The 24,884-nt window shown below is 71.8% G+C and carries 26 protein-coding genes and 1 tRNA gene; 10 read left to right on the top strand and 17 right to left on the bottom strand.

The window, feature by feature from the left end:
* Nucleotides 1-152: 152 nt before the first annotated feature.
* Nucleotides 153-908: a type 1 glutamine amidotransferase gene (locus tag I847_RS0117380; protein WP_028050701.1), complete on the bottom strand. Its 756-nt coding sequence runs from the start codon at nt 906-908 to the stop codon at nt 153-155.
* Nucleotides 909-1,078: 170 nt separating this feature from the next.
* On the opposite strand from I847_RS0117380, the gene I847_RS0117375 reads away from it, so the two are divergent.
* The 5 genes from I847_RS0117375 to I847_RS0117355 all read left to right on the top strand — a co-directional run bounded on the left by I847_RS0117375 (nt 1,079) and on the right by I847_RS0117355 (nt 5,679).
* The gene (locus tag I847_RS0117375; RefSeq protein ID WP_051275025.1) at nt 1,079-1,840 is read left to right on the top strand and encodes a response regulator transcription factor; all 762 of its coding nucleotides are present in this window, start codon (nt 1,079-1,081) and stop codon (nt 1,838-1,840) included.
* 14 nt (nt 1,841-1,854) lie between these two features.
* Nucleotides 1,855-3,531 carry a cell wall metabolism sensor histidine kinase WalK gene (locus tag I847_RS24565; protein WP_081681167.1) on the top strand — a complete coding sequence of 559 codons (1,677 nt, stop codon included), beginning with the start codon at nt 1,855-1,857 and terminating at the stop codon, nt 3,529-3,531.
* 38 nt (nt 3,532-3,569) lie between these two features.
* Nucleotides 3,570-4,304, top strand: a complete 735-nt coding sequence (locus tag I847_RS24560; protein WP_034610817.1) for a hypothetical protein — start codon at nt 3,570-3,572, stop codon at nt 4,302-4,304.
* A 328-nt stretch (nt 4,305-4,632) separates the two neighbouring features.
* On the top strand, nt 4,633-4,923 hold the full coding sequence (locus I847_RS0117360; protein ID WP_028050699.1) for a WXG100 family type VII secretion target: 291 nt from the start codon (nt 4,633-4,635) through the stop codon (nt 4,921-4,923).
* 447 nt (nt 4,924-5,370) lie between these two features.
* Nucleotides 5,371-5,679, top strand: a complete 309-nt coding sequence (locus tag I847_RS0117355) for a DUF4031 domain-containing protein (RefSeq protein ID WP_028050698.1) — start codon at nt 5,371-5,373, stop codon at nt 5,677-5,679.
* A 119-nt stretch (nt 5,680-5,798) separates the two neighbouring features.
* Here the strand turns inward: I847_RS0117355 and atzF are convergent, their stop codons facing one another.
* On the bottom strand, nt 5,799-7,544 hold the full coding sequence (gene atzF, locus I847_RS0117350) for an allophanate hydrolase (RefSeq protein WP_081681166.1): 1,746 nt from the start codon (nt 7,542-7,544) through the stop codon (nt 5,799-5,801).
* Between the two features lie 232 nt (nt 7,545-7,776).
* Nucleotides 7,777-8,496, bottom strand: a complete 720-nt coding sequence (locus I847_RS0117345; protein WP_028050696.1) for a GntR family transcriptional regulator — start codon at nt 8,494-8,496, stop codon at nt 7,777-7,779.
* Between the two features lie 371 nt (nt 8,497-8,867).
* On the opposite strand from I847_RS0117345, the gene I847_RS0117340 reads away from it, so the two are divergent.
* Nucleotides 8,868-10,094, top strand: a complete 1,227-nt coding sequence (locus tag I847_RS0117340) for a pyridoxal phosphate-dependent aminotransferase (protein ID WP_028050695.1) — start codon at nt 8,868-8,870, stop codon at nt 10,092-10,094.
* 608 nt (nt 10,095-10,702) lie between these two features.
* Here the strand turns inward: I847_RS0117340 and groL are convergent.
* From groL to I847_RS0117305, 5 genes are all read right to left on the bottom strand, one after another.
* On the bottom strand, nt 10,703-12,331 hold the full coding sequence (gene groL, locus I847_RS0117330) for a chaperonin GroEL (protein ID WP_028050693.1): 1,629 nt from the start codon (nt 12,329-12,331) through the stop codon (nt 10,703-10,705).
* A gap of 269 nt (nt 12,332-12,600) precedes the next feature.
* On the bottom strand, nt 12,601-14,079 hold the full coding sequence (locus tag I847_RS0117325; RefSeq protein WP_028050692.1) for an NAD(P)/FAD-dependent oxidoreductase: 1,479 nt from the start codon (nt 14,077-14,079) through the stop codon (nt 12,601-12,603).
* A gap of 73 nt (nt 14,080-14,152) precedes the next feature.
* Entirely contained in the window at nt 14,153-14,356 is a 204-nt protein-coding gene (locus I847_RS0117320; RefSeq protein ID WP_028050691.1) for a cold-shock protein, read from the bottom strand.
* 176 nt (nt 14,357-14,532) lie between these two features.
* On the bottom strand, nt 14,533-15,117 hold the full coding sequence (locus tag I847_RS0117315) for a LytR C-terminal domain-containing protein (protein WP_028050690.1): 585 nt from the start codon (nt 15,115-15,117) through the stop codon (nt 14,533-14,535).
* Nucleotides 15,118-15,432: 315 nt separating this feature from the next.
* Entirely contained in the window at nt 15,433-15,777 is a 345-nt protein-coding gene (locus I847_RS0117305) for a DUF3263 domain-containing protein (protein WP_028050689.1), read from the bottom strand.
* Between the two features lie 333 nt (nt 15,778-16,110).
* On the opposite strand from I847_RS0117305, the gene I847_RS0117300 reads away from it, so the two are divergent.
* On the top strand, nt 16,111-16,788 hold the full coding sequence (locus tag I847_RS0117300; RefSeq protein ID WP_028050688.1) for a uracil-DNA glycosylase: 678 nt from the start codon (nt 16,111-16,113) through the stop codon (nt 16,786-16,788).
* Nucleotides 16,789-16,829: 41 nt separating this feature from the next.
* Nucleotides 16,830-17,633: an SGNH/GDSL hydrolase family protein gene (locus I847_RS0117295; RefSeq protein ID WP_028050687.1), complete on the top strand. Its 804-nt coding sequence runs from the start codon at nt 16,830-16,832 to the stop codon at nt 17,631-17,633.
* A gap of 31 nt (nt 17,634-17,664) precedes the next feature.
* Here the strand turns inward: I847_RS0117295 and I847_RS0117290 are convergent, their stop codons facing one another.
* The 4 genes from I847_RS0117290 to I847_RS0117275 form a co-directional block, all read right to left on the bottom strand.
* A complete protein-coding gene (locus I847_RS0117290; protein WP_028050686.1) occupies nt 17,665-18,546 on the bottom strand; it encodes an RICIN domain-containing protein in 882 nt (293 codons plus the stop codon).
* Nucleotides 18,543-19,175 (bottom strand): signal peptidase I, encoded by a 633-nt coding sequence (locus tag I847_RS0117285; RefSeq protein ID WP_028050685.1) that lies wholly within the window; start codon nt 19,173-19,175, stop codon nt 18,543-18,545. Before I847_RS0117285 ends, I847_RS0117290 begins: the two co-directional genes overlap by 4 nt.
* A gap of 25 nt (nt 19,176-19,200) precedes the next feature.
* Nucleotides 19,201-19,629 (bottom strand): hypothetical protein, encoded by a 429-nt coding sequence (locus I847_RS0117280; protein ID WP_028050684.1) that lies wholly within the window; start codon nt 19,627-19,629, stop codon nt 19,201-19,203.
* Between the two features lie 206 nt (nt 19,630-19,835).
* Nucleotides 19,836-21,005, bottom strand: a complete 1,170-nt coding sequence (locus tag I847_RS0117275; protein ID WP_155856206.1) for a sensor histidine kinase — start codon at nt 21,003-21,005, stop codon at nt 19,836-19,838.
* A gap of 125 nt (nt 21,006-21,130) precedes the next feature.
* On the opposite strand from I847_RS0117275, the gene I847_RS0117270 reads away from it, so the two are divergent.
* Together I847_RS0117270 and I847_RS0117265 are read left to right on the top strand one after the other, a co-directional pair.
* Entirely contained in the window at nt 21,131-21,802 is a 672-nt protein-coding gene (locus tag I847_RS0117270; RefSeq protein ID WP_034610814.1) for a response regulator transcription factor, read from the top strand.
* Nucleotides 21,803-21,866: 64 nt separating this feature from the next.
* Nucleotides 21,867-22,487 carry a pentapeptide repeat-containing protein gene (locus tag I847_RS0117265; RefSeq protein WP_028050681.1) on the top strand — a complete coding sequence of 207 codons (621 nt, stop codon included), beginning with the start codon at nt 21,867-21,869 and terminating at the stop codon, nt 22,485-22,487.
* 65 nt (nt 22,488-22,552) lie between these two features.
* Here the strand turns inward: I847_RS0117265 and I847_RS0117260 are convergent.
* From I847_RS0117260 to I847_RS0117240, 5 genes are all read right to left on the bottom strand, one after another.
* Nucleotides 22,553-22,629, bottom strand: a tRNA-Thr gene (locus I847_RS0117260).
* 71 nt (nt 22,630-22,700) lie between these two features.
* The gene (locus I847_RS0117255; protein WP_028050680.1) at nt 22,701-23,606 is read right to left on the bottom strand and encodes a thioredoxin domain-containing protein; all 906 of its coding nucleotides are present in this window, start codon (nt 23,604-23,606) and stop codon (nt 22,701-22,703) included.
* A 45-nt stretch (nt 23,607-23,651) separates the two neighbouring features.
* Complete coding sequence (locus I847_RS0117250) at nt 23,652-24,164, bottom strand: hypothetical protein (protein ID WP_028050679.1); 513 nt, start codon at nt 24,162-24,164, stop codon at nt 23,652-23,654.
* Nucleotides 24,165-24,197: 33 nt separating this feature from the next.
* Complete coding sequence (locus I847_RS0117245; RefSeq protein ID WP_051275024.1) at nt 24,198-24,623, bottom strand: hypothetical protein; 426 nt, start codon at nt 24,621-24,623, stop codon at nt 24,198-24,200.
* On the bottom strand, nt 24,620-24,805 hold the full coding sequence (locus I847_RS0117240) for a hypothetical protein (protein WP_028050677.1): 186 nt from the start codon (nt 24,803-24,805) through the stop codon (nt 24,620-24,622). The genes I847_RS0117245 and I847_RS0117240 overlap by 4 nt, the downstream gene beginning before the upstream one ends.
* Between the last annotated feature and the right edge of the window lie 79 nt (nt 24,806-24,884).

Genomic DNA, 24,884 nt, shown 5'->3' with positions numbered 1-24,884 from the left:
CGCCCCCTGCAGGGGGCGCCCTCGCGCGGTTCTGGTGACCGTCGGCATGGCCGCGTCCGGACGATGACGTCCTGGCGCGTTCGGCCGGGGTCAGACCCAGCCGGGCTCCGGCGCGCCGCCGTCAGTCCCTCGGCGGGCTCCTGCGGCCCGGGTCAGACCCCGGCGGGCTCCTGCGCCGAAGCGCGCACGTGCGCCGCGAACGACTCGGCGAGCGCACGACCGGCTCCCGTCACCTCGTCCGCCCGCGCCTCGTAGGACGCCAGGACGGCGTCGGTGTCGACGTCGTCGTACCCGTCCGCCCAGGAGCCGAGGGTCTCCGCGGACGCCTCGGGGTGGAACTGCACACCCCACGCGGACCCGACCCGGAAGGCCTGGTACGGGTACATCGGCGACGAGGCCAGCCACACCGCACCGCGCGGAAGGTCGACCACCGCGTCGGCGTGCATGCTCGGCTGCGGCGTGCGGTACCGGTCGTCCGCGAGCGCAGCGACGGCCGCGACGACCGCGTCGCCGGCGGCCTCGGGACGCCAGCGCACATCGGCGAGGCCCGCCTCGCGACCGGGAGGTGCGGCCACCTGGACGCGACCGCCGCGGGCGACCGCGAGCAGCTGGGCTCCGAGGCCGATCCCGAGCGTGGGCACACCGCGGGTGCTGGCGGCCGAGAGCAGCGCGCGCAGCTCGGGAAGCCATGGCGCGACCGAGTCGGCGTGGGCGGACACGTGCCCGCCGAGCACGACGAGACCGTCGCCGACGTCGTCGGCAAGCGGCATGGGCTCGCCGGCGTAAGCCGCGATGATGTGGAGTTCGACGTCGCCGAGCCAGTGGACGAACCGGTCGAGATGAACGTCCGGCGCACTCTGGATGACGGTGACGACCGGGCGAGGGGCACCGATTGAGGGGGATGTCACGCGCAGACGGTACCCCCCGCCACACGTGGTAGAGCAAGGCGGTGTCCACGCCCGCGCCCGGAACGTGGACGATCGTCCATTTCTGCGTCGCGATCTGCCCGCCGCGTTCACCGCGTGAACACTCGGCCTACATCCAGCGAACTACCAGCAATCCGGGCCAGACTCGAGGCATGCGTGCTGACTCCTCCCCAGGCTCCGCCGCTCGCCCGGGAGGGCAGGCACCCCCTGAGGCCCGCCTGCTCGTCGTCGACGACGAGCCGAACATCCGCGAGCTGCTCGCCACGTCGCTGCGGTTCGCGGGTTTCGAGGTCCATGCGGCAGCGGACGGCGCCGCAGCACTGCGGCTCGCGCGCGAGGTGGAACCCGACCTCGTCGTGCTCGACGTCATGCTTCCGGACATGGACGGGTTCACCGTGACCCGACGTCTGCGCGAGAAGGGCCAGCACGTCCCGGTGCTCTTCCTCACGGCGCGCGACGACACCGCGGACAAGGTCCAGGGCCTGACGGTCGGCGGCGACGACTACGTCACCAAGCCGTTCAGCCTGGAGGAGGTCGTCGCCCGCATCCGTGCCGTGCTCCGTCGCACCCGGCCCGAGCTCGACGACGACACCAGCGTGCTGCGGTACTCCGACCTCGAGCTCGACGAGGACTCCCACGAGGTGCTCCGTGCCGGGACCCTCATCGATCTGTCCCCCACCGAGTTCAAGCTGCTGCGCTACCTCATGCTGAACCCGGGCCGCGTGCTGTCCAAGTCGCAGATCCTCGACCACGTCTGGCAGTACGACTGGGGCGGCGACGCGAACATCGTCGAGTCCTACATCTCCTACCTCCGCCGCAAGATCGACCAGGTCGACGGGCCCGACGGCACCCGTCTGCCCCCGCTCATCCACACCAAGCGCGGCGTCGGGTACCTGCTGCGCGAGTCGACGTGACGTCGGACGGCGCGATGACCGAGGGGACACCCGATCCGTTCGAGCCGGTTCCGCCGGTCGACCCGGCCGACTCGAGCCCGCTCGGGGAGAACCCTCCGAGGCGGGGCTGGTGGGCGCGTCTGCGGGCACGGTGGGCGGGTGTCCCGCTGGTCACCCGGCTCGTCGGCATCGTCACGGTCCTGCTGGCGCTCGGTCTCGTCCTGGCCGGGGTGACGAGCGGGACGCTGCTCGAGGGCACGCTCACCAACCAGGTCGACACGAAGCTGCAGACCCAGGCAGAGGGGCTCGCCAAGGGCACCCCGTTCGCGATCGACCAGCGGTTCGGCGACGGGAACGCGCCGAGCGACTACTACGTCCGGGTGCAGGACACGAGCGAGACGATCGCGGTCTCGCTCTCGGACTCGGCGGCCGCCCGGTACGGGGTCCCGCTGGTCCCGGACCTGACCGCCGAGCAGGCCGACCGGATCCGCGACGAGCCTTTCACCGTGCGCTCGACGGAGTCGGGCTCCCCCTGGCGCGCCGTCGCCTATCCGCTGACCAACGGCGGCTCGATCGTCCTCGCACTCCCGCTCGGCGACATCCACAGCACCATCCAGCACATGGCCCTGGTGCTCGTCCTCAGCGGCGTGGGCATCCTGCTCCTCGGCGCCGTCGGTGGCGTCTGGGCGGTCCGCCGATCGCTGCGCCCGTTGCGCGAGATCGAGGCGACCGCCGCTGCGATCGCCGCGGGCGACCTGTCACAGCGCGTGCCGGCGTCCTCGGAGCACACGGAGGTCGGTCGGCTCAGCGCAGCCCTGAACGGGATGCTGACCCAGATCGAGCGCGCCTTCGACGTCCAGACCGCGTCCGAGGTTCGCATGCGGCGCTTCGTCGCGGACGCCTCCCACGAGCTGCGGACCCCGCTGGCCACCATCCGCGGGTACGGCGAGCTGTACCGGATGGGTGCGCTCACGACGACCGACCAGGTCGAGGACACGATGCAGCGGATCGAGTCGTCGGCCACCCGGATGGGGGCGCTCGTCGAGGACCTGCTGGCCCTGGCACGCATGGACGACGGCCGCCCGATGCGCCTGGCACCGGTCGACCTGACCGTCCTCGCCGCCGACGCCGTGAGCGATCTGCACGCCCTCGACCCGTCCCGGTCGGTCCGGCTCGAACCCCTGCGCGCCGGCGAACCCGGGGGCGTCTGCGAGGTGCTCGGTGAGGAGTCCCGACTGCGCCAGGTGCTCGCGAACCTCGTCGGCAACGCCGTGACCCACACGCCTCCCGGCACGGCGGTCGAGATCGCGGTCGGCCTCACCGACGCCCACGGTGTCCTCGAGGTGCGCGACCACGGACCCGGCATCGACCCCGAGCACGCCGCGCGGGTGTTCGAGCGGTTCTACCGGGTCGACGCCTCCCGCGGCCGCGACTCCGGCGGCGCCGGGCTCGGCATGGCGATCGTGGCGGCGATCGTCGACGCCCACCACGGGACGGTCTCGCTGCAGCAGACCCCCGGGGGCGGGACCACCGTGCGGGTGACGCTCCCGGTCCCGGCGACGTCGGAGCCGTCGACCCCGCAGTCCGCGTCCCCGCCGGTGTCGACACCTTCCCGCCCAGCCGCGCCGACCAGGCAGCGGCCGCCCGCCCGGACTCAGTCGCCCGTCCAGGATGACGCCGATTCGGGCGCGAGGCTCAGGTCTGAGGGCTAACATGACGGGTTCCTACCGTCGGCGTGAGGCTGGACTTCATGGGCGTCCATGACGCACCGCAGTGGCTGTTGTCCGCGTACGTACGCAGTGTCGTCGCGGTCGGCGCGACCGCTTCGACAGAGCAGATCCGGGAAGCCGGACAGGCCCTCGTCGAGCGCTGGGGCTCCCCCGGCCGGTCGTTCCACAACCTGAAGCACCTGGTCGACGTGCTGGTCCGGGTCGACGAGCTCGTCGAGGAGACCCACGAGCCTGATGTCGTCCGGCTCGCCGCGTGGTACCACGGCGCGATCTTCGACGCCGCCGACCGAAAGGCGTACGCCAACCGCGGCGGCGAGGACGAGATCGCGTCCGCAGGCCTGGCTCGCACCGAGCTGCTGGCCCTCGGTGTCCCCGCGGCCCGCGCCGAGCGCGTCCACGACCTGGTCGTCGCCCTCGTCCGGCACGCGCCGAACCCGGCAGACTTCGACTGCGCGGTCCTCTGCGACGCCGACCTGGCAATGCTCGCCACGGAGCCGCAGAAGTACAAGGCCTACCTGCAGGACGTCCGCGCCGAGTACGCGCACCTCCCGATCGAGGACTACGTGCGCGCCCGGGTGCGCATCCTGCACAAGCTCCTCGCCCGGCCGTCCCTGTTCGTCAGCCCGCTCGGGGCGGCGTGGGAGGAGCCGGCGCGGCAGAACCTGTCGGGCGAGCTGCAGCGGCTGGAGAAGGAGCTCAGGGGCCTCGAAGCCGCGGCCAACGCGGCGTCAGGCACGTCCGGCGATCCCTCGTAGGACCCGCCTGACCCGCTCGCGCCTGACCCGTGCGCCAGCTCGACCGCGCCAGCTCTGACCGCGGGCACCTTGGCGACGAGAGTTCGTACCGACGTTCGCGGTCGTGGACGGACGACGTCGCGTGGACCGTGCCTCGGTGTGCATGCCGCTGTCGTCGCGCGTGTCGAATCCCCTCATGCGACCACAACCCTCGTCGCCTCACGCGGACCCGCGTGCTCCTTCCTGTCGCGGTCACGCGGCGCCCGGCGTCCGTAGCGTCGTCGTCAGCAGGCCGCACCGTCCACGCCGATCCCGGCGTCGGGCGACGGCCCAGGACGATGGAGGTCCCGTGACCAGGTTCGAGGTCGACAGCGCACAGGTGTCTCAGGCGGCGGCGAGCGTGCAGTCGCGGGCTGCGACGATCCGCTCCGAGGTCGCGGCGATGCACCGCCAGCTCACCGAGCTGCAGGGGTCGTGGCGTGGTGCCGCCGCTACCGCGTTCACCGGAGTGCTGGCCGACTGGTCGGCGACCGAGGCGCGGCTCGAGACGTCGCTCGACCAGATCGTCACCGCGATGCACACTGCCGCCCGCGCCTACGCCGACGCCGAGACCCAGGCCAGCCGCCTGTTCACGGCCTGAACACCGCCGGGCACACCGCGGGCAAAGCCGTTCACCGCCGCCGTCGCAGTACGCCGCGCTGCGGCACGGCACGGCACGGCGCGCTACGGCGCGGCATGGCACGGTGCGGTGCGGCCGTGCGGAACGGCACCGTCGGCACGGGCGGAGCGGCGCGGTGCCGTGCGGTGGGCACGGCACGGCACGGGGCGGAGCGGTGCCGTGCGGTGCGGTGCGGTGCGGAGCGGTGCCGTGCCGTGCGGTGCGGTGCAGTGCAGTGCAGTGCAGTGCAGTGCAGTGCAGTGCAGTGCAGTGCAGTGCGGTGCAGTGCAGTGCGGTGCGGCAGGCTTCGGTGCGCTTCGTGTGCGCTCCGGGGCGCCCGTGCTCTGCGGTGCGGTCCGGTGCGGCCCGCCCTGCGTTGCGTGAAGCCCAGCCCCGTGTTGAGCTGCTGACGACGCCTACTCTCAGGCCATGAGCGTGCTCGTCGATCCGCCGATGTGGCCCAACCACGGGATGCTCTGGGGCCATCTCGTGAGCGACTCGTCGCTGGCGGAGCTGCACGCGTTCGCCGCCCGCGCGGGCATCCCCGAGCGCGGGTTCGACCGCGACCACTACGACGTTCCCGACCGGCGGATCGACGAGCTCGTGGCGCTCGGCGCCGAGCTGGTCACTGCGAAGGAGCTGATCCGGCGCCTGCGCGCGTCGGGCCTGCGCGTGCCCGCCCGCGAGCGCGCCCGCCGCGACCCCGACACGTCCACCCGACCGGCCAGCACGACCTGACCAATGTGAGGGGGAGCTGTGGCCCGACCCACCAGCCGAGCTGGTTTCGGGGGGAATGTCAGTGCGCGACCAGGGGTACGGGAGCCGGGCCAGAGTCGCGGCGGCTCGCGACGGCCTCGTCAGAGGCCGGCCGACAGTGCGGCTAGCCAGCCGCCCGTCGAGGTGATGTCCGTCCCGGCGGCTCCGGACTCGACGGTGCAGCCGAAGCCGACGACCCAGGTGCCGTCCGACAGCTCGACCTGGCCGAGGCTCATGGGGGCGGGCAGGTCGCAAAGGAACCTGCCGAGCGCACCGGGCGACAACCGCCAGATCTCGCCGGCGATCGGAGCACCCGCGCCGGCGCCGACCCGCAGCAGGCCCGGCTTGCGCGGCAGAGTGGCCAGGGCGACCAGGCGGTAGGCGTCCGACGTCCGGACCGACCGCACGAACCGGGCACCGAGGGTCTCGAGCTGCCCGTTGAGCGGCTGCCCGCGCAGGTGTGCGCCGACGACCAGCACGTCGACGCCCTCCGGGACGACCAGTCCCCCTGTCGTGCCGAGCAGCCGGGCGGCCATGTCGATGGCGAGCTGGTCCTCGAACGCGCGGGCCAGCAGGGTGACGCCGAACGGCCCGCCGTCCGCGTGCCCGGCCGGGACCGCGACCGCCGCCAGGTCGAGCAGGTTGACGAAGTTCGTGTACGTGCCCAGACGACGGTTCAGGGCAACCGGATCAGCTTGGGCAGCCGCGATCGTCGGGTGCTCGGTGGTCGTCGGGAGCAGGAGCACGTCGCACCCGTCGAGGAGCCCGAGAGCCTCGATCCGGGCCGCCGCCAGCCGGGCGCGGTCGGCGACGTACGCATCCGCGGTGATGCCGCGGCCGGCGGCGATGATCGCTGCGACCGTCGGGTCCGCGTCGGCCGCGCGGTCGAGGAACGGCCCGACCGCCTCGTACCGCTCGGCGACGATCGCGCCGTCGTAGAGCAGGCGGGCCGCGTCGAGCATGCCCGACATGTCGATCGTGCGCGTCCGGGCCCCAGTCGCCCGAACGGCCTCGACAGCGGTCGCGAACGCGGCTCGCCAGCCCGGCGAGAGCGCCGCGAGGTCCTCGTCGCGCGGGACAGCCACGACGGGCTCAGCCCGCAGGCCGAGGCGGACGTCGGCGGGCCACGGACGGCGCGCCGGGTCGCCGGGGTCGACACCAGTCATCAGGCGTGTCGCGAGCACCCCCAGCCCGAGGTCGCGGGTGAACGTGGTCACCACGTCGTAGCTCCGGCACGCCGGCACGACCCCGGTGGTGGGCACGAGGCCGACCGTCGTCTTGATGCCCACGATCCCGCCGAACGCTGCGGGAACCCGACCCGACCCCGCGGTGTCCGTGCCGATCCCGATGTCCGCGATGCCGAGCGCGACCGCGACCGCGGAACCGGAGCTCGACCCCCCGGACACGCGATCGGGCAGGGTCGCGTGCCGGACCGCACCGTACGGACTGCGGATCCCGACCAGGCCCGTCGCGAACTGGTCGAGGTTCGTCTTGCCGAGCACGACCGCTCCCGCGTCGAGGAGCGCCTGGATCGCCGGCGCGCTCGCAGCGGCCGGTCCGGGGCGTCCAGCGGGGTCGGTCGCGAACGACGGGCACCCTGCCGTCGTCGGGAGCCCGAGCACGTCGATGTTGTCCTTCACCGCGAGCGTCAGCCCGGCCAGCGGCAGCGATGCGCCCGCCGCGACCCGCGCGTCCACCAGGCGGGCGGCGACCAGCGCCTCGTCGAGCGGGATCAGGGCGATCCACACCTCCGGCCGGTCGACCTCCGCGATCCGCGCATGGGCAAGTCGCACCCGAACCTCGGCCGGGCCTGCCGACGACACGACGGGCTCGTCGGGAACGGGCACGGTGTCGAGCAAGTGATCCCCCAGCGGTGGGTGCAGCGAGCCGGGCAACCTGCCACGGCACCGGGTGTATACACCGCGGTATCCGCACGTTAGGGAGCGCGTGTTTCCCGTCCGCGGTCGGCGCGTAAACGACGCGTTACGCCCGGCACCGGTCGGCGACCGACGGTCACCGTCGTCGCGGCGGGCTGTCAGCCCGTCGGCGACCGACGGTCACCGTCGTCGCGGCGGGCCGTCAGCCCGCGATGGCCATGCGCGTCATGGCCTGCGTCGCGCGCTGCATGACGACCTCGAGCGACTCGCCGACATGCCTGTGCAGCGCGGTCAGCGCCTCGGGCAGCTCGTGGGCGAGGACGAGGCGCAGGATCGCCATGTGCTCGTCGATCGTCGCGGTGATGCGGTCCTCCTCGACGAAATCATGCATCCGGACCGCGCGGATCTTCTGGTTCACGGTGACGAGAGCCCCGGTCAGCTGGGTGTTTCCGGACGCTCGCGACAGCACCTGGTGGAACTGTTCGTCGAGGATCACGAAGCTCGGGTCGGGGTCCGGGGGCGCGTCCCTCAGGGGCTCCCAGGTGGCGAGCTCCGCACGCAGGAGTGCTTCGTCGTGCCGGACCTGCGCATTCTCGATGGCCCGAGCGATGCCGCGGAGCTCGAGAGTGATCCTCAGCTCGTACAGGTTGCGCAGGTCCTCGAGGCTCGGCACGACGACGGCGTACCCGAAGTCGGTGCGCTCGATGAGCCCGTCCGAGAGCAGCCGCGAGAGTGCTTCACGCACCGGGGTCCGGGAGACCTCGAACGCCCTGCCGAGCTTCGGCTCCGTGAGGCGCTCGCGCGGGGACACGCGACCGTTCAGGATCTCGTCGCGAAGCCGGTGGTAGACGACCTCACGCAACGACGTGGGATCCCCCGACGCCCCGGAGCCCGACGCGGCCTCGCCCCCACCCGTGATCATGGACACCGAGGGTAGACCTCCGCCCGGGGACGGCCGTGCCGTCGCCGCGGCACCCAGGCGCACACCCCCGAGGCACACCGAGCTGCGCGGACGGCGAGAGGATCGCTCGGCCGACCTGTGTCCAGTGCTGTACACACCTCTGTGCCCATAGGGCACGACCCTACGGACGGGGTGTTTCCGTGCCGACGGTCCCCCGTAAACGCTCCGTTTCGCCTGTCGCACGGCGGGCGCCCGGCGACGCCCTCGGACGCGTCACCAGGGAGACGGTCCCACCGGCGGTCGGGCATGGGTTCGACGACCGGCCGCGGCATCGGACTGCGGCACGAGGCACACCGCGCTGGCAGGACGAGCGATCCGTTAACGTTCGACGGGTGGCCCCACTGCGCAAGCTCGACCAGTCGTCGAAGCTGAGGAACGTCCTCTACGAGATCCGCGGGTCCGCCCTCGACGAGGCAGCCCGGCTCGAGGCCGAGGGCTACACGGTGCTCAAGCTGCACACCGGCAATCCCGCGGCGTTCGGGTTCGAGGCTCCGCACCAGATCGTCCGCGACGTCATCGCCGCCATCCCGCACGCGCACGGGTACACGGACTCCCGCGGGATCCTGAGCGCCCGTCGTGCCGTGGTGACGCGGTACGAGACCGAGCCCGGCTTCCCGCTGATCGACGTCGACGACGTCTACCTGGGCAACGGCGTCTCCGAGCTCATCACGATGGTCATGCAGGCGCTTCTCGACGAGGGCGACGAGGTGCTGATCCCGTCGCCGGACTACCCGCTCTGGACCGCGATGACGTCCTTGTCCGACGGCAAGCCGGTGCACTACCGGTGCGACGAGGACAACGGCTGGGAGCCGGACCTCGAGCACCTCGAGTCGCTGGTCACCCCGCGCACCAAGGCTGTCGTCGTCATCAACCCGAACAACCCCACGGGCGCCGTCTACTCGCGCGAGGTGCTCGAGGGCATCGCCGCCATCGCTCGTCGGCACAGCCTGCTCGTTCTCTCCGACGAGATCTACGACCGGATCCTGTTCGACGACGCACACCACATCCCGATGGCCGCCGTCGCGCCCGACCTCCTGTGCCTGACGTTCAACGGCCTCTCCAAGACCTACCGCGTGGCCGGCTACCGCTCGGGCTGGATGGTCGTCACCGGCCCCCGCGACCACGCCAAGGGCTTCCTCGAGGGCATCACGCTGCTCGCCTCCACGCGCCTGTGCCCGAACGTCCCCGCACAGCACGCGGTCCAGGCGGCGCTGGGCGGCGTGCAGAGCATCGACGCCCTCATCGCGCCGGGCGGCCGGTTGCACGAGCAGCGGGACGTCGCCTACAACGGCCTGACCTCGATCCCCGGCGTCACGTGCGTCCGCCCCGCCGGCGCCCTGTACCTGTTCCCCCGCCTCGACCCCGAGGTGCACGAGATCCACGACGACTCCAAGCTGGTCTACGACCTGCTCGTGAGCGAGCACATCCTGCTCGTGCAGGGCACCGGCTTCAACTGGCCCACGCCCGACCACCTGCGCATCGTCACGCTCCCCGAGGCGCGCGTCCTGGCCGAGGCCGTCGAGCGGATGGGCAACTTCCTGTCGAGCTACCGGCAGTAGGTCGACGCCGACCGTCGCGGCGGCCGGTGCTCGAACATCCCGAGTCCTGTGAGACCGACCCGCAGGATCCGGCCGTGAGAACCGTGCGATCGTCCCCTCGGGGCCGCAGACGGCCCGACGCCCTGACGGCTCGGGTCGGCACAGCGGCAGGGGCTCGCCTGACGGCCAGCGTCGCGCCAGCGGACGGCACCCTGCGGCCGATCCCGGGCTCGGCCGCGTGGCAGGTCCACGCACCCGTCGGCGACGACGCGCGAACGGTCTACTGCACGGTCGACGGGTACGACGGCTGTGACGAGGCGACTGACCCGCGACACCGCGGCAGGAGCCTCGGGAGCGTCGCCGCCGGCCCACACGTCGACGAGTGTCGCGATCCCGCGCACAGCAGCTCGACGCCTCGCTCGAACGCCTCGTCGTCCGACGCGTCGCCAGTGAATATCCCGAGCTCGAGCGCTGCGCGTTGGCGTGATCGATATCGGAGACGCTGTGAGCAGTCCCGCCCACGCGATCCAGAACCCCCGCACGGTCGCGGCGGGACGACAGAACGGGCCGGCCACCCGAAGGTGACCGGCCCGTCCTGTTGTTCAGTCGATCAGAGGTGACTCAGCGGATCAGAACCCGCCGCCGAAGTCGTCCCCGCCGCCGCCACCGGCCGGCGCGGGGTTGCGCTCCGGCTTGTCGGCCACGACGGCCTCGGTGGTGAGGAAGAGCGCGGCGATCGAGGCCGCGTTCTGCAGGGCGGAGCGCGTGACCTTCACCGGGTCGTTGACGCCCGCGGCCAGCAGGTCCTCGTACGTGTTCGTCGCGGCGTTGAGGCCGTGACCGACGGGGAGGCTGCGGACCTTCTCCACGACGACGCCACCCTCGAGACCGGCGTTGATCGCGATCTGCTTGAGCGGAGCCTCGATGGCCAGGCGCACGATCTGCGCACCGGTCGCCTCGTCGCCCTCGAGCTTGAGGCCCTCGAACGCGGTCTTGCCGGCCTGGATCAGCGCGACGCCACCACCGGCGACGATGCCCTCCTCGACGGCCGCCTTCGCGTTGCGAACGGCGTCCTCGATGCGGTGCTTGCGCTCCTTGAGCTCGACCTCGGTGGCCGCGCCCGCCTTGATGACGGCAACGCCACCGGCCAGCTTGGCCAGGCGCTCCTGCAGCTTCTCGCGGTCGTAGTCCGAGTCGGAGTTCTCGATCTCGGCACGGATCTGCGTGACGCGGCCCGTGATCTGGGCAGCGTCGCCGCCGCCCTCGACGACCGTGGTCTCGTCCTTGGTGACGACGATCTTGCGCGCCGTGCCGAGGACCTCGAGGCCGACCGTGTCGAGCTTCAGACCGACGGTCTCCGAGACGACCTGGCCACCCGTGAGGATGGCGATGTCCTGGAGGATCGCCTTGCGGCGGTCGCCGAAGCCGGGGGCCTTGACGGCGACCGACTTGAACGTGCCACGGATCTTGTTGACGACGAGCGTGGCCAGGGCCTCGCCCTCGACGTCCTCGGCGACGATGAACAGCGGCTTGCCGGACTGGATGACCTTCTCCAGCAGCGGCAGCAGGTCCTTGACGTTCGAGATCTTGCCCTCGACGAGCAGGACGTAGCCATCCTCGAGGACGGCCTCCTGGCGCTCCGGGTCGGTGACGAAGTACGCCGACAGGAAGCCCTTGTCGAAGCGCATGCCCTCGGTGAGCTCGAGCTCGAGGCCCAGCGCGCTGGACTCCTCGACGGTGATGACGCCTTCCTTGCCGACCTTGTCGAGCGCCTCGGCGATCAGGTCGCCGATCGCCTGGTCGCCGGCGGAGATGGCGGCCGTCGCGGCGATCTCTTCCTTGGTCTCGACGTCCTTCGCCTGCGCGAGCAGAGCAGCGGTGACGGCCTCGACGGCCTTCTCGATGCCCTTCTTCAGCGCGATCGGGTTGGCGCCGGCCGCGACGTTGCGCAGGCCCTCACGCACGAGCGCCTGGGCGAGGACGGTGGCGGTGGTGGTGCCGTCGCCAGCGACGTCGTCCGTCTTCTTGGCGACCTCCTTGACGAGCTCGGCACCGATCTTCTCGAAGGGGTCCTCGAGCTCGATCTCCTTGGCGATGGAGACGCCGTCGTTGGTGATCGTGGGGGCGCCCCACTTCTTGTCCAGGACGACGTTGCGGCCCTTCGGGCCGAGGGTGACCTTGACGGTGTCGGCGAGGACGTTGAGTCCCCGCTCGATGCCGCGGCGGGCCTCCTCGTTGAAGGCAATGATCTTGGCCATGGGGCTGTGATCCTTCACTGGGTTCGGGTCGGCCGAGGGTGCCCGCGACGGACGAGCACGTCACCCGCGGTCTTGTCCCGCGTGCGACGGCCCTCACCGGACGGCCGTGGTGATTCTGTCACTCTCCACCGGAGAGTGCTAAGTCCAATGGTTAGCACTCGACCCCCGAGAGTGCAAGCAGCGTTCGCCCAGAGCGGCACCCGTGAGACGGCTTTCCGGGGTCCGAGCGCACGCTCGTCAGAGCAGCCGCAGGCCCGGACGCAGCGGGGTCAGTCCCACGGCGAGAGCGACGGGGCCGGGAGGTCGAAGCCGTCTTTCAGTGCCCGCCGCGCGGCGTACCAGCCCGAGAGGCCGTGCACACCGGGGCCCGGAGGGGTCGACGACGAGCAGAGCCAGTAGCCGGCGGCCCGGCCCTGTGGCGCAACCAGGGCGTACGGGTCCCACGCGAGACGGGGCCGAGCGAGCATCCGGTACACCGACACCGCACCCCCCGAGATGTCCCCGGCGACGAGGTTGGCGTTGTGGTGGTCCAACTCGGCGGCCGGGACGCACCGAGAGGCTACGACCAGGTCGCGAAAGCCCGGAGCGAACCGCTCGACCTGTGCGATCACGGCCTGTGTCACGTCCACGCTCGAGCCGGCCGGGACGTGCGCGTAGGCCCAGAACGGGCGCAGGCCGGTGGCCGTCACCCGCGACGCGTCGAGCACGCCGGGATCGCTGACCAGCACCATCGGCCGGTCGGCGTGTCGCCCGGAGGCGACAGCGGCCTCCGCAGCCGCCGCCTGCATCCGGCTGCCGCCGAGGTGCACGGTCCCGGCGAGGGCGACCTCCGGATGCGTCCAGGGCACCGGTCCGGACAGCACGAGGTCGACCTTGGCGGCGGCTCCTCGGCTCCGCGGGAACGCGATCAGCCCGCGCGCGACGCGGTTCGCCAGACGCTGCCCCAGGACCCGGACGGCGGTGCGTGGCGACGTGTCGAACAGGTAGGCGCGGGCCGCCGGAAGGTCGCGAGCCCGGTCCACCCGGGTGCCGGTGAGCACGGACCCGCCATGGGCCTGCAGGTCGGCCAGCAGCGCCCCGACGATCGCCCCACTCCCCCCGCGCGGTACCGGCCAGCCGCCTGCGTGGGCCAGCGGCGCCAGCAGCAGGGCCGTCCCGGCCGCGCTCGGCGACGGCATGCGAGTGATCGCGTGCGCCCCTACTCCGGCGAGGAGCGCCGCCGCCTCGTCGTCGCGGAACCGCGCTCCCCAGGCCGCGGAGCCCAGCTCCAGCAAGCGCAGCCCGAACGCGACCGCCGTGCCCAGCTGACGAGGGACGCCACGGTGGTCGCCGAGCGCCACGGCGAGCAGGCCGTCGGGGTCGTCGACGAGCGGACCCAGCAGCGCACGCCATGCGGGGCCGTCCACCCCGAGCGCCGCCGCCGTGCGGTCCAGGGACCGGTAGGCCAGCGCCGCGCGGCCACCGTCGAGCGGGTTCGCGTACGCGACCTCCGGTTGCAGCAGGTCCACGCCACGGGCCGGCAGGTCGAACGCGCGCAGGAACGGAGACGCGACGGCCATCGGGTGCACCGCCGAGCAGATGTCGTGCACGACGCCGTCCGCGAGGCCCAGGTCGAGGGTCCGCGCGCCACCCCCGGGCACGTCCTCGGCCTCGAGCACCTGAACGGACAGTCCGGCCCGCGCGAGGGTCACCGCCGCCGCCAGTCCGTTCGGCCCCGATCCGACGACGACCGCGTCGAGCACGGTCATGCCAGGCGCCCGGGGACACGACGACGGGCCGCGCACCCGGAGGTGGACGGCCCGTCGTCGAAGGCAGGCAGGCTCAGAGTGCTCGTACCTGCTCGGCCTGCGGGCCCTTGGTGCCCTGACCGACCTCGAACTCGACGTCCTGGCCCTCGTCGAGCGACCGGTACCCGTCGTTGAGGATCGCGCTGTAATGCACGAAGAGGTCCGGCCCCCCCGCGACGGGGGTGATGAACCCGTAGCCCTTCTCCGCGTTGAACCACTTCACAGTGCCCTGGGCCATCGGTGCTCCTCGACGCAGCTCGGGTGTCCCGGGCGCTCCGCCGGCACCCGGTGACGGAGAGCCTAGTGGCGGCGGACGCACGGCCACCAGGGTCGTCGGACCACTGCCCGACGGCGGCGACCCGGGTCCGAGCGGGCTGGACGAGCGCCTCGCGTCAGGTTCGACGAGGCCTCGCGTCAGGCAGAGGGGTCGCTCGCCAGGACCACCGAGATGCCGCTGGGAGCATCCGCCGCCGAGAGCGTCGCGGTCGAGATGCCGAGCGTCGTCGCAACGAGCTGAGCGGTGGGCGCGAGGTCCTCGCTCGCGTAGTACACGACCGAGTCTGCGGGCTTGGTGCCGGTGAAGTTCCCCGGGGTGACCGCCGTGAAGCCGGCGTCCGTGAGCTTCTTGGCCTCGGACTTGGCGAGCCCAGCGATCTGCGCGGCGTTGAGCACCACCACCGGGGTCGACGTGTTCACCGTGGGCGCCGACGGCGGGGCGGCGGGGGTCTCCCCTGTACCTCCGGTCGCCGACGCGCCCGGCGAGGCGCTCGGTCCGTCGGACGCCTCGGGCTCCTGGGAGCTGCTGAAGGTCGGCTTGTCGTCCTGGTGCGCGGCCAGCGTGACGAGGCCGTAGGCGGCGAGCGGCGCGGCAACCAGCACCGCCAGGAACGGCCACCACCGGCTCCACGCCGAGCGCGGTGCCCGGTGCACGCCACGGGCCGCGTCGGGGTTGGGGACGTCGAACTCGTCCTCGGGGTAGTGGGTGTCGGCCTTGCTCACGCCGGACAGGCTAACGGCTCTGGCAGTGCGCACGGCGCCAACTGGCGCGAAGCGTCGCACATGTCACGCTTCGGGGCGCTCACCTCAGGTTCTTCGGGGCGCCCACCCCAGGTTCACGGACGCTCACCTCAGGTTCACGGATGGTCGCCTCGGATTCACGGACAGTCGCCGAGGGCACGCGGGAGCTTGCGGGCGTCGCCGGTCGGGTCGTCGGCACTTCGTCGCGACGACGCCGGGTCGCTCGTCGGCACTTCGTCGCGACGACGCCGGGTCGCTCGTCGGCACTTCGTCGCGACGACGCCGGGTCGCTCGTGGTCAGGCGTCGCCGAGACGGCGGGCGCTCGTGCGCGCGCGCTGGCGCGACGACCGCATGCGGCGGAGCCGCTTGATCAGCATCGGGTCGTGCGCGAGGGCAGCCGGGTCGTCGATCAGGGCGTTGAGCACCTGGTAGTACCGCGTGGCCGACATGTCGAACAGCTCGCGGATGGCCTGCTCCTTGGCGCCGGCGTACTTCCACCACTGCCGCTCGAAGGCGAGGACCTGCTCGTCGCGCTCCGACAGTCGACCGTCCTCGGTGGTGCGGGGCGCCGGAAGAGACGGGTGGGACGGGTGGGACGAGTGGGACGGGTGCGAGTCGATCGAGATCGTCGCGGCGTCCATCTGTCCTCCTGGTGGTCCGTGCGGGCCGCGTGCGTGCCGGCCCGTGCTGCCTGTTCTCGTGCGGTGCGTCCGTGCTTCGTCGTGCGTACATCGTCGTGCGTACCTCGTCGTGCGGCGCCTCATCGTGCCGGCGGCGACCGAGCCTGCGCCGTGCCTGACGTCGTCATCGTAGGCCGGAATGACACACGTGTCATTCCTGTCCGCGCGTCCCGCGACGACACGCGGGAACCTCACCCGGGACGACGGACACGGCGCGCCGGCGACGACCGACGGAGCCCGGTGCGCGTCGCTCACGCCTCGTCGTCCGAGCCGTGCGCGCCTATCCTCGCGCTCGTGGCCACCGCACCCCTGGACCAGCTCGTCGCTCCCGACTGGGCGCTCGCCCTGGCACCCGTGGAGCCGCAGATCCGGGCGGCCGGCCAGTTCCTGCGCGAGGAGGTCGCCGCGGGGAGGGGCTACCTGCCCGCGGGCGACGACGTGCTGCGCGCGTTCCAGCGCCCGATGGAGCAGGTCCGGGTCCTCGTCGTCGGACAAGACCCGTACCCGACCCCTGGGCACCCGATGGGGCTGTCCTTCTCGGTGCAGCCCGACGTGCGCCCGCTGCCCCGGTCGCTGAGCAACATCTTCACGGAGCTGGTCGCCGACGTCGGGGTGGCGCCCCCCGTGAACGGCGACCTGAGCCCGTGGGCCGACCAGGGCGTGATGCTCCTGAACAGGGTCCTCACGGTCCGCCCGGGCACGTCGGCGTCCCATCGGGGCAAGGGCTGGGAGCAGGTGACCGACCGCGCGATCGCGGCGCTCGTCGACCGCGGCGGCCCGCTCGTCGCACTGCTGTGGGGTCGTGACGCCCAGTCGCTCAAGGCCGCGCTCGGCGCCGTGCCGACCGTCGAGAGCGTGCACCCCAGCCCGCTCTCGGCCAGCCGGGGGTTCTTCGGATCGCGGCCGTTCTCCCGGGTGAACGCCCTGCTCGTGGCCCAGGGGGCGGACCCGGTGAACTGGTCGCTCACCTGACCGCTTGCCCGCACCGCGCGGACGGGCGGCAGACTGAGGGCGTGACAGAGCACTCCCCCGTACCCCGTTGGTCCCGCTACGTCGCGATCGGAGACTCGTTCACCGAAGGACTCTGGGACGCCCCCGACGGCGTGGAGGCCCCGCAGCGGGGCTGGGCCGACCTGCTGGCGTCGCACCTGTCCGAGCGCCGCAAGTCAGCCGGCGAGTCGACGCTCCAGTACGCGAACCTGGCCATCCGCGGCAAGAAGCTCCGCTCGATCCTCGTGGACCAGCTGCCCGTCGCCCTGTCGATGAAGCCGGACCTGGTCAGCATGATCGGCGGCGGCAACGACATCCTGCGCCCCAGCACGGACATCGACCGGTTGGCACGCAACCTCGAGGCCCGCGTCGTGCGGCTGCGTGAGGCCGGTGTCGACGTGCTGCTCGGCACGGGGTACGACTCCTTCGGCAGCGCCGTGTTCAGCACCACCCGCAGCCGCGTCGGCGTCTACAACTCGCTGATCTGGTCGATGGCCCGACGTCACGGCGCGTACGTGCTGGACACGTGGGGCATGCGGTCGCTGGCCGACCCGCGCATGTGGTCCGAGGACCGGATCCACCTCACCGGCGAGGGACACGCACGCGTCGCGCAGGCGGCCCTCGTCGGCCTCGGGCTCGACCCCGACAACCCGGCGTGGGACGACCCGCTGACCCCCCTGCCACCGACACCCCGGCTGACGCGGGCCCGCCAGGACGCCGCGTGGGTGCGCGTGCACGTCTACCCGTGGGCGACCCGGCGGCTGCGCGGGCGTTCGAGCGGCGACCTGCGGGTGCCGAAGCGGCCCCAGCTCAGCCCTCTGGACTGAGCTGCTGGGCGAGCCGTGGGCCACGAGGGGCCTACGGTGCGTCGGCCCAGGTCCAGTCGGTGAACTGCCAGTACTGGTTCTGGTTCAGGTTCGTGCACGTCGCGGCGACCACCTGAGTCGCGTCGGTCGTGGTCCCGCCCGGCACGGTGAGGCAGCCGCCGGCGGTCGGGGGCGTCCAGGCCAGGCCGGTGACGAGCTGGAAGTACGGGTTCACCGTGCGTGTGGTGTCCATGGTCCAGCGCTGGTTGGCCGCCGTGGTGCACGTCGCGATCACGAGCCCCACGTTGTTCGTCGCGCTCGGGACCTGGACGCAGAAGTCGTTGGCGCGCAGCGTGCCGTTGGCCATGAGCGACCACTTCTGCGCGGGCGTCTTGTTGCACGTGTAGATCTGCACGGCGTTGCCGACGGTCCAGGTCCGGTTCCGCACGTCGAGGCACTTGCCGTGGCGGTCGGTGAGCTGCACGAGCCGCGTGACCACCGAGGTGAACGTCGCGGTGACCGGCCAGCCGTCGATCGTCACGTAGGCCTTGAGGGTCGCGTCGGGGACGAAGCTCGTAGTCGACGTGAAGGTCTGGGACGCCGAGGTGAGGTTCGCCGTGCTGGACGCCTGCTGCGCGGCGGTCCACGTGGTCTCCGCGGGGTCGTACACGGTCACGACGACGGACTTGCCGGTGCACCTCGTCGCGTCGAGGTTCGTGACGAGCAGCTGGTTCGTCGCGTTCGAGGTGACCGGTGTCGTGACGGCGACCGCCTGGCCCGTGCAGCGGCTCTGGCTCGTGCTGAACGGCTTGAGCGCGGAGGTGAGGGTGAGCTTCGAGGCGCTGGCCACCGACTCGCCCGCGAGCGACACGACGATCAGGGCGACGACGGCGAGCAGCCCCACGATCCGGCCTGCGGTCGCGCGCGCCCTCACGGGAGCACGGACCGGTCGTCGACCGCGATGGCGTCATCCTGCTCGTCGGCCGTCCCGGTCTCGTCGGCCCCGCCGGTCTCGGTCTCGTCGGCCGCGCCGGTCTCCGTGTCGTCGGCCCCCGGCGTCTCCTCGTCCTCGCCGCGCGGCCAGAGGAACACCGCACAGGCGGTGACCAGCAGCGATGCCCACACGAGGGGCGACTCGAGCACGGTGGTGACCAGCCCGACTCGCGGCAGGTGGAACTGCGCGATGCCGACCACGTCGGCGTTCGTCGGCCTGAACGGGTCGACCCAGGAGTTGTTGTCGCCCTGGACCTGCCACCCGTCGGCGCCGTCACCACCGACCAGTCGGTGGATGACGTGGCCGTGCATCCCGTCGGGCCGGTAGACGACGACGTCGCCGATCCGCGGCTCACCACACCGCGCGACCACGAGGTCCCCGGTGTCGTACGTCGGCTTCATGGACTCGCCCGAGACGACGATGACCTGCGTGCACCCGCCGAGGCTCGCGGGCCACAGCAGCACCGCCGCCGCGACCGCGAAGGACCAGAACAGGACCGAGACGACAACGCGCCGCACCCGACGCCCGGCCGGGGCGTCAGGTGCGGCGAGCAGGGCCGTCTCGGTCACGACATCAGGTCCGCGGGTCGTTCGATCAGTTGTAGAACGTCACCGCGACGCGCGAGATCACGTCCGGGGTCTGAGCAGCAGTCAGCGTCAGCGACAGGGAGGTGCCCGCGAGGGTGCCCGAGAACTCGGTGCCGAGCAGGGCGTTCGTCGAGCTCAGCAGCGAGACCTTGTACTTCGCGGCGACGGGAGCGGAGCACAGGGCGTCGATGCCCGACAGCGTCAGGGTGGTCGACGTGTACGCGCTTCCGCCGACCGGGATGCTCGGAGGCGTGAACCCGACGACCACCGGCGTGGCTGCGGGCTGGCAGCCGGTGAGGTCCTTGACGCCGGCCTGCAGCTGCGCGGTACCGCCCAGGTTCAGGGCCGACGCAGAGGCGAGCGACAGGCCCGCGATGCCGAGGATGGCCAGACCGATCGCAAGGCCCTTGCGGGACTTCTTGGACGTGGTGCTCATGGGATCTCCTGATGAGGAAGCGGCCGGGGGCCGGCTACTGCCGGCACCCGCTCACGGACGACCGTTGGACGGCTGCGGTGAACGTTGGTGTCTTCGGCAACTTCACTCAGATGGCCCTAGGTGGCAGCACCTGGGGGGCCCGAGATGCCCGTTTCTTTCACCCCGGGCGTTTCGACCGAATGCGACAAAGAGGCACTCGGGAATTGCTAGAGCGCGCCCGTGCCGAGCGGTAGCCATGCGTCCAGATGGGCGCCCCTACCACTTCCGGGGGTCAGCTCCAGTCGTCCGCCGACCAGCGACAACCGCGTGTCGAGCCGTGCCGTACCCGAGGCCACGCCGGCGGACACCGGGTCGTAGAGCTCACCGTCGTTCTCGACACCCACGTGCAGGAGCCCGTCGCTCGTGTCCAGCACCACCCTGACGGACCCTGCGGGCCCGTGCTTCAGGGAGTTCGTGATGCCCTCCTCGACCACCCGCACAGCCAGCAGGCGCTCGCTGAGCGTCAGCGACCCGCTCGCGGGGTCGTCCAGGACCCGCACGGAGTCGCTGACCACGAGCTGGGTCGCGATGCTCGCAGGGATCCGGCCGAGCAGCGCGCGCAGCGCCGGCACGAGCCCGAGCTCGAGCCGATCGGGGTACAGCAGACGACTCATCTCCCGGACGTCGATCTCGCGGGCCGCGTCGAGCTCGGCGCGGATCCACTCGACGCTCGTCCGGCTCTCGTCGTCCAGCGCGTCCTGGCCGTGCCGCGAGAGCAACGACGCCAGACGCGCGTCGACGAGGACGAGCTTCGACTGGAGCGTGCCGTGCAGACCCTCGGCGACCGCCCGACGCACCCGGATCTCCTCCTGCTCGAGCGCCTTGACCGCGACCTCGATATGGACGGCGTCGCGGGTGGCAACCCGGATCTGCTCACGCATCGCACGCCGCGAGACCATCGCCCACATGCCGATCAGGCCGGAGATCGTGCCCATGAGGAAGCCGCTGAACAGCTCTGCGTCCCGGACCGAGGCGGCGGGGGCCTCGTACACGCCGAGCACGATCTGCGTCCCGAACCGCGCCGACGCCCCGACCATCGCCGCGACGAGGACTGCGCCGAGCATCAACGTGGTCGTCCGGGCGCGGTGTGCACGGATGAGCGCGAGGCACCCGACGAGCCCGGTGACCGCGACGACGTTCGCCAGCAGCCGGGTGCTCACGGGCGCCACGGTCCAGTTGGTGACGTAGACGGAGTACACGTAGGTGGCCTGCAGCGTCGCCCCGATGCCGTAGCCGAGGGCGATCCCGGCGGTGCCGCGCAGAAGGGTGCGCCGGTCACGTCGGTCGTCCAGGCGCGCGGCGACGGCGGCGGCCGCGTCCGTCGGCGGCATCGTCATCGACCACTCCTTCGTCCGTCTTCGGCCGTTCACCAGCCGTTATCCGCGAATTGCCCGCGGTTTCGTCCGGGTGAGACGGGCGCGTGGGCGTACGCCGGACCCGATTGCCGACGATACTGGTGCCGATGAGCGCACCCAGCCACCAACCGATCCGCGTCGCCGTCGTCGAGGACCAGCCGTTGTTCCGGTCGATGCTCGAGCACACGCTCGACTCGTCGCTCGGCCTCGAGACCGTCGTCGCGGTCGGCACCGCGACCGAGGCCGCCCGGGCCATCCGTCCGGGCCTCGTCGACGTCGCGATCCTCGACATCGACCTGCCCGACGGCAACGGCATCGCGCTGGGCGTCACGCTGCGTCGTCGCATGCCCGGGCTGGGCATCCTGCTGCTCTCCGCGCACGACGCCATGGACCTTCTGCTGGACCTGCCCCCCGACGTCGCGGCGGGGTGGTGCTACCTGTCCAAGAACTCCTCCACCAGCGAGGAGGTCCTCGTCGGGGCTGTCAGGGCAGCCGCCGTCGGCGAGACGGTCCTCGACCCGGCTCTCCTGGCGCGCATGACGCCGCGCGCCGGTTCCGCGGTGGCTCGCCTGACCGACCGGCAGTACGAGGTTCTGCGGCTGCTGGCGGCGGGGCTGTCGAACTCCGGCATCGGCGACAAGCTCGGCATCACGGAGAAGTCCGTACAGAACCACGTCAACGGGATGTACGCGACGCTGGGTATCGACAGCGACCCGCAGCGGAACCCTCGGGTGAGTGCGGCCCTGCGCCTTCTGGAGCAGACCGGTCCGACGAACTGAGGCCCGCGGTCCGGTCCGACGATTCGGTCGGCAGCCCGTCGGTGGCATGGGCCATGATCGACGGATGGCCGAACGCCGGGGCGGCGAACCCGCACCCCTGACCACCAGCACGGTCCGAGGCGAGGACTGGTACGCCCGCGATCTGAGTGGTTCGAGGTTCTCCCGCGTCGAGTTCGTGGACCTGGACCTCACCGAGGCGTTCGGCGTCGGCGCTGTCTTCGAGGAGTGCATGTTCCGGCACGCGAAGTTCAACGCCTCGGTGCATACCGACGCGGCGTTCGTGAACTGCACCTTCACCCGCTCGACGTTCTTCGACGCGCGGTTCGAACGCTGCAAGCTGGTCGGCTCGTTGTTCGACGGGTGCACGTTCGACATCACCAGGGTGGACGGCGGCAACTGGTCGTTCGTGGGGCTGCCCGGCGCCGACCTGCACTCCGCGACGCTCACCGGTGTCACCCTGCGTGAGGCCGACCTGACCGGCCTGCGCGCACCGGGCGGGACGTTGCGCGACTGCGACCTGACCGCCGCGTGGCTGCACCTGTCGGACCTGTCGGGCTGCGACCTGCGGGGCAGCCAGCTGTCGGGCATCGACCCGGCCACGGTGAACCTCGACCGGGCCATCATCACCCTGGAGCAGGCGGTCGTGATCGTCGAGGCGATGGGCCTGGACCTGCGCGTCGAATGACCGGCCGCGACCACGATCTGGCTGGCGAACGGTCCACTCTGCTTCACGGCGACCTGGGCCTACGGTGGAGCCCCCTATCGGATTCGAACCGATGACCCCCTGTTTACAAGACAGGTGCTCTGGCCAACTGAGCTAAGGAGGCGGGCGAGGTCCAAGGATACGAGATGCACGGGCGCGCCCCGACAGGGGGACGCGCCCGCGCTCGTCGTCGGGTCAGGACTTCGCGGCGTTGACCGCTTCGAGGAGCGCGCCGGGCGTGCTCCAGTCCTTGAAGACCTTGCCGTCGATCAGCACGGTAGGCGTCCCCTGGCCGACGGTCCCGAACTGCTGCGTGGCTGCCGCGACCCACGGTGCGAACGTGCGCCACGTGCCGTCGTGGGACGTCGGGTCGGCTGCGGTGCCCGTCTCGTAGGTGCCGTCCACGGTGTCGGTGAAGGTGTCGGCGACGTCCTTCGGGACGCCGAGGTCCGTCGCGACCTTGGCGATCTCCTCGTCGGTCAGACCGGCGCTGCCCTCTTGGGGCTGGTTCTTGTACAGCTCTGTGACGAACTTGGTGAAGTGCTTCGGGTCCTTGTCCGCCACGACGGCGGCCGCGTTCGCGGTACGCGTCGAGTAGTTGGAGCCGGCCGACTTGTAGTCGAGGATCGCGACCGGGTGGTAGTCGACCGTCGTTCCGCCCTCGCCGAGGATCGTGTCGAGGTCGGCGCCGTTGATCTTCTCGAACTCACCGCACACAGGGCACATGAAGTCGAAGTAGATGCTGAGCACCACGTCGCCGTCGCCCGTCTTGCCGACGTCGGCGCCGCCGTTGCTGACGGGGATGCCGCCGTTGTCACCCGCCGTCGACGGGGCCTTGACGTCTGCGAGCTTGGGCGGGATCACGTCGGAGGCGCTGCCGCCGTAGACGACCTCGGAGTTGGCGGTCTCGTTCTCGTGCTGCTGGCTGACGATCGTCCAGACGACGAAGCCGAGCCCGAGGACGGCGGCGACGAGGATGGCGACGCCGATGATGCGGTTGCGCTTGGCCTTGCGCTCCTGCTCCTTGCGCATCTGCAGGGCCTTGGCGCGGGCCTCGTCGCGCCGCACCGCCTTGGTGGGACGTGGTTCGTTCGTGGGCATGGTGCACTCCAGTAGCTGGGGGAAGGGCGAAAGGGGGTCCGGGGCTCAGGCAGCGAGAAGCGGAGGCCCGCGACGCGCGATGCTCCCGGTCAGCCATCTGGGGCGGGGCGCGAGTCCCTGAGCGACGACCGCGAGCGACCCCTGCGCCCCGGGACTCCCTGAGGCGTCGGACGCCAACCGAGGCAGGACCGCCCGCAGGAGCGCGCGCACCTGCAGCGCGCCCCGCACGAGCAGCGCGGAGAGGCCGACGCCGCACGCCGTCAGGAGCAGGTAGCCGACGAGCATCGGGAGCGCGACGCTGAGCAGCACGACGGCCCCCCGCGAGACGCCGCCGAGGCCGTAGGAACCCTCCGGGCAGTCCGCGACGTCCTGCAGCACGGCGAGGTGCAGGCCGAGCGAACCGACGGCACCGCCCGAACCCACGCAGCCGTGCAGGAGCACCCGCCCCTGCAGCGCGATCCCCGCCGTGAACACCACGAGACCGCCGAGGGCGAGCGCCGGCAGGGCCGGCCCACGGGCGCGCGAGAGCGCGTCGATCGCCCGTCCTCGCGCCGTCATGCCGCACAGCGTAGGGGTAGCACCTGAGGAACGTCAGGCACGCGAGTGACGGACCACCTCGACGTCGAACCCGAAGGACTGCTTCCACTCGCGCGCGAGCCGGTGCCCGGCGTACCGAACGATGCCGCGCAGCCACCACTCGTCGACGTCGATCCCCCGGAACGCGTGCTCGACGAGCAGCGGCTTGAACCGTGCATCGACGTCCGCCACCCGTCGGCGGAGCACGCCCATCTCGGGGAACCGGGCCAGCGACGGCTCCCGCATCGCGGCCTCGAGCGTGGTGCGGGACATCACCTCGTTGGCGTAGGCGAACTCGTCGCCGCGGTACCCCTGCTCGCACTCCGCGACGAAGCTGGACCAGCGCTCGAGCACCGCGCCGGCGGTGTCGTCGCGCCACAGCCCGCGGCCACGGACGAACGCCGTGAACGCGGCGTCGAACGGGCTGGGCGGCGTGATCACTTGGCCACCTCGCGCAGGTAGAGCTCGAAACCCTCGTCGGGTCGGAACCACGCGATGATCACGTCACCGCGGTGCACCCCGAGCGTTCCCGTGCGGTGGTCGAACCGGACCACGTCGCCGTTGCTGCGACGCCCCTCGGCGATCTCGTCGCCGAGGTCGCCCCAGTGCTCAAGCTGCGCCACCCGTGCTCCCGTCCACCGGACCCTCGCTCACGGCCCCACCCAAGGGGGTGCCGAGGGCGACGCGCCAGGCCGGTTCCGC

Origin of the sequence: Cellulomonas sp. URHD0024 (genome assembly GCF_000426185.1) — a bacterium.
In the GTDB taxonomy this organism is placed as follows: domain Bacteria; phylum Actinomycetota; class Actinomycetes; order Actinomycetales; family Cellulomonadaceae; genus Cellulomonas.
Note: the sequence above shows the minus strand (reverse complement) of the source record. Positions and strands in the feature narration are given on the sequence as shown.

Excerpts from the sequence above, each read along its gene's own strand:
- I847_RS0117375 (WP_051275025.1), top strand. The coding sequence starts at position 1,079 with ATGCGTGCTGACTCCTCCCCAGGCTCCGCCGCTCGCCCGGGAGGGCAG.
- I847_RS24565 (WP_081681167.1), top strand. The coding sequence starts at position 1,855 with ATGACCGAGGGGACACCCGATCCGTTCGAGCCGGTTCCGCCGGTCGAC.
- I847_RS24560 (WP_034610817.1), top strand. The coding sequence starts at position 3,570 with ATGGGCGTCCATGACGCACCGCAGTGGCTGTTGTCCGCGTACGTACGC.
- I847_RS0117355 (WP_028050698.1), top strand. The coding sequence starts at position 5,371 with ATGAGCGTGCTCGTCGATCCGCCGATGTGGCCCAACCACGGGATGCTC.
- I847_RS0117345 (WP_028050696.1), bottom strand. The coding sequence starts at position 8,496 with ATGATCACGGGTGGGGGCGAGGCCGCGTCGGGCTCCGGGGCGTCGGGG.
- groL (WP_028050693.1), bottom strand. The coding sequence starts at position 12,331 with ATGGCCAAGATCATTGCCTTCAACGAGGAGGCCCGCCGCGGCATCGAG.
- I847_RS0117325 (WP_028050692.1), bottom strand. The coding sequence starts at position 14,079 with ATGACCGTGCTCGACGCGGTCGTCGTCGGATCGGGGCCGAACGGACTG.
- I847_RS0117320 (WP_028050691.1), bottom strand. The coding sequence starts at position 14,356 with ATGGCCCAGGGCACTGTGAAGTGGTTCAACGCGGAGAAGGGCTACGGG.
- I847_RS0117305 (WP_028050689.1), bottom strand. The coding sequence starts at position 15,777 with ATGGACGCCGCGACGATCTCGATCGACTCGCACCCGTCCCACTCGTCC.
- I847_RS0117280 (WP_028050684.1), bottom strand. The coding sequence starts at position 19,629 with ATGAGCACCACGTCCAAGAAGTCCCGCAAGGGCCTTGCGATCGGTCTG.
- I847_RS0117275 (WP_155856206.1), bottom strand. The coding sequence starts at position 21,005 with ATGACGATGCCGCCGACGGACGCGGCCGCCGCCGTCGCCGCGCGCCTG.
- I847_RS0117270 (WP_034610814.1), top strand. The coding sequence starts at position 21,131 with ATGAGCGCACCCAGCCACCAACCGATCCGCGTCGCCGTCGTCGAGGAC.
- I847_RS0117265 (WP_028050681.1), top strand. The coding sequence starts at position 21,867 with ATGGCCGAACGCCGGGGCGGCGAACCCGCACCCCTGACCACCAGCACG.
- I847_RS0117255 (WP_028050680.1), bottom strand. The coding sequence starts at position 23,606 with ATGCCCACGAACGAACCACGTCCCACCAAGGCGGTGCGGCGCGACGAG.
- I847_RS0117250 (WP_028050679.1), bottom strand. The coding sequence starts at position 24,164 with ATGACGGCGCGAGGACGGGCGATCGACGCGCTCTCGCGCGCCCGTGGG.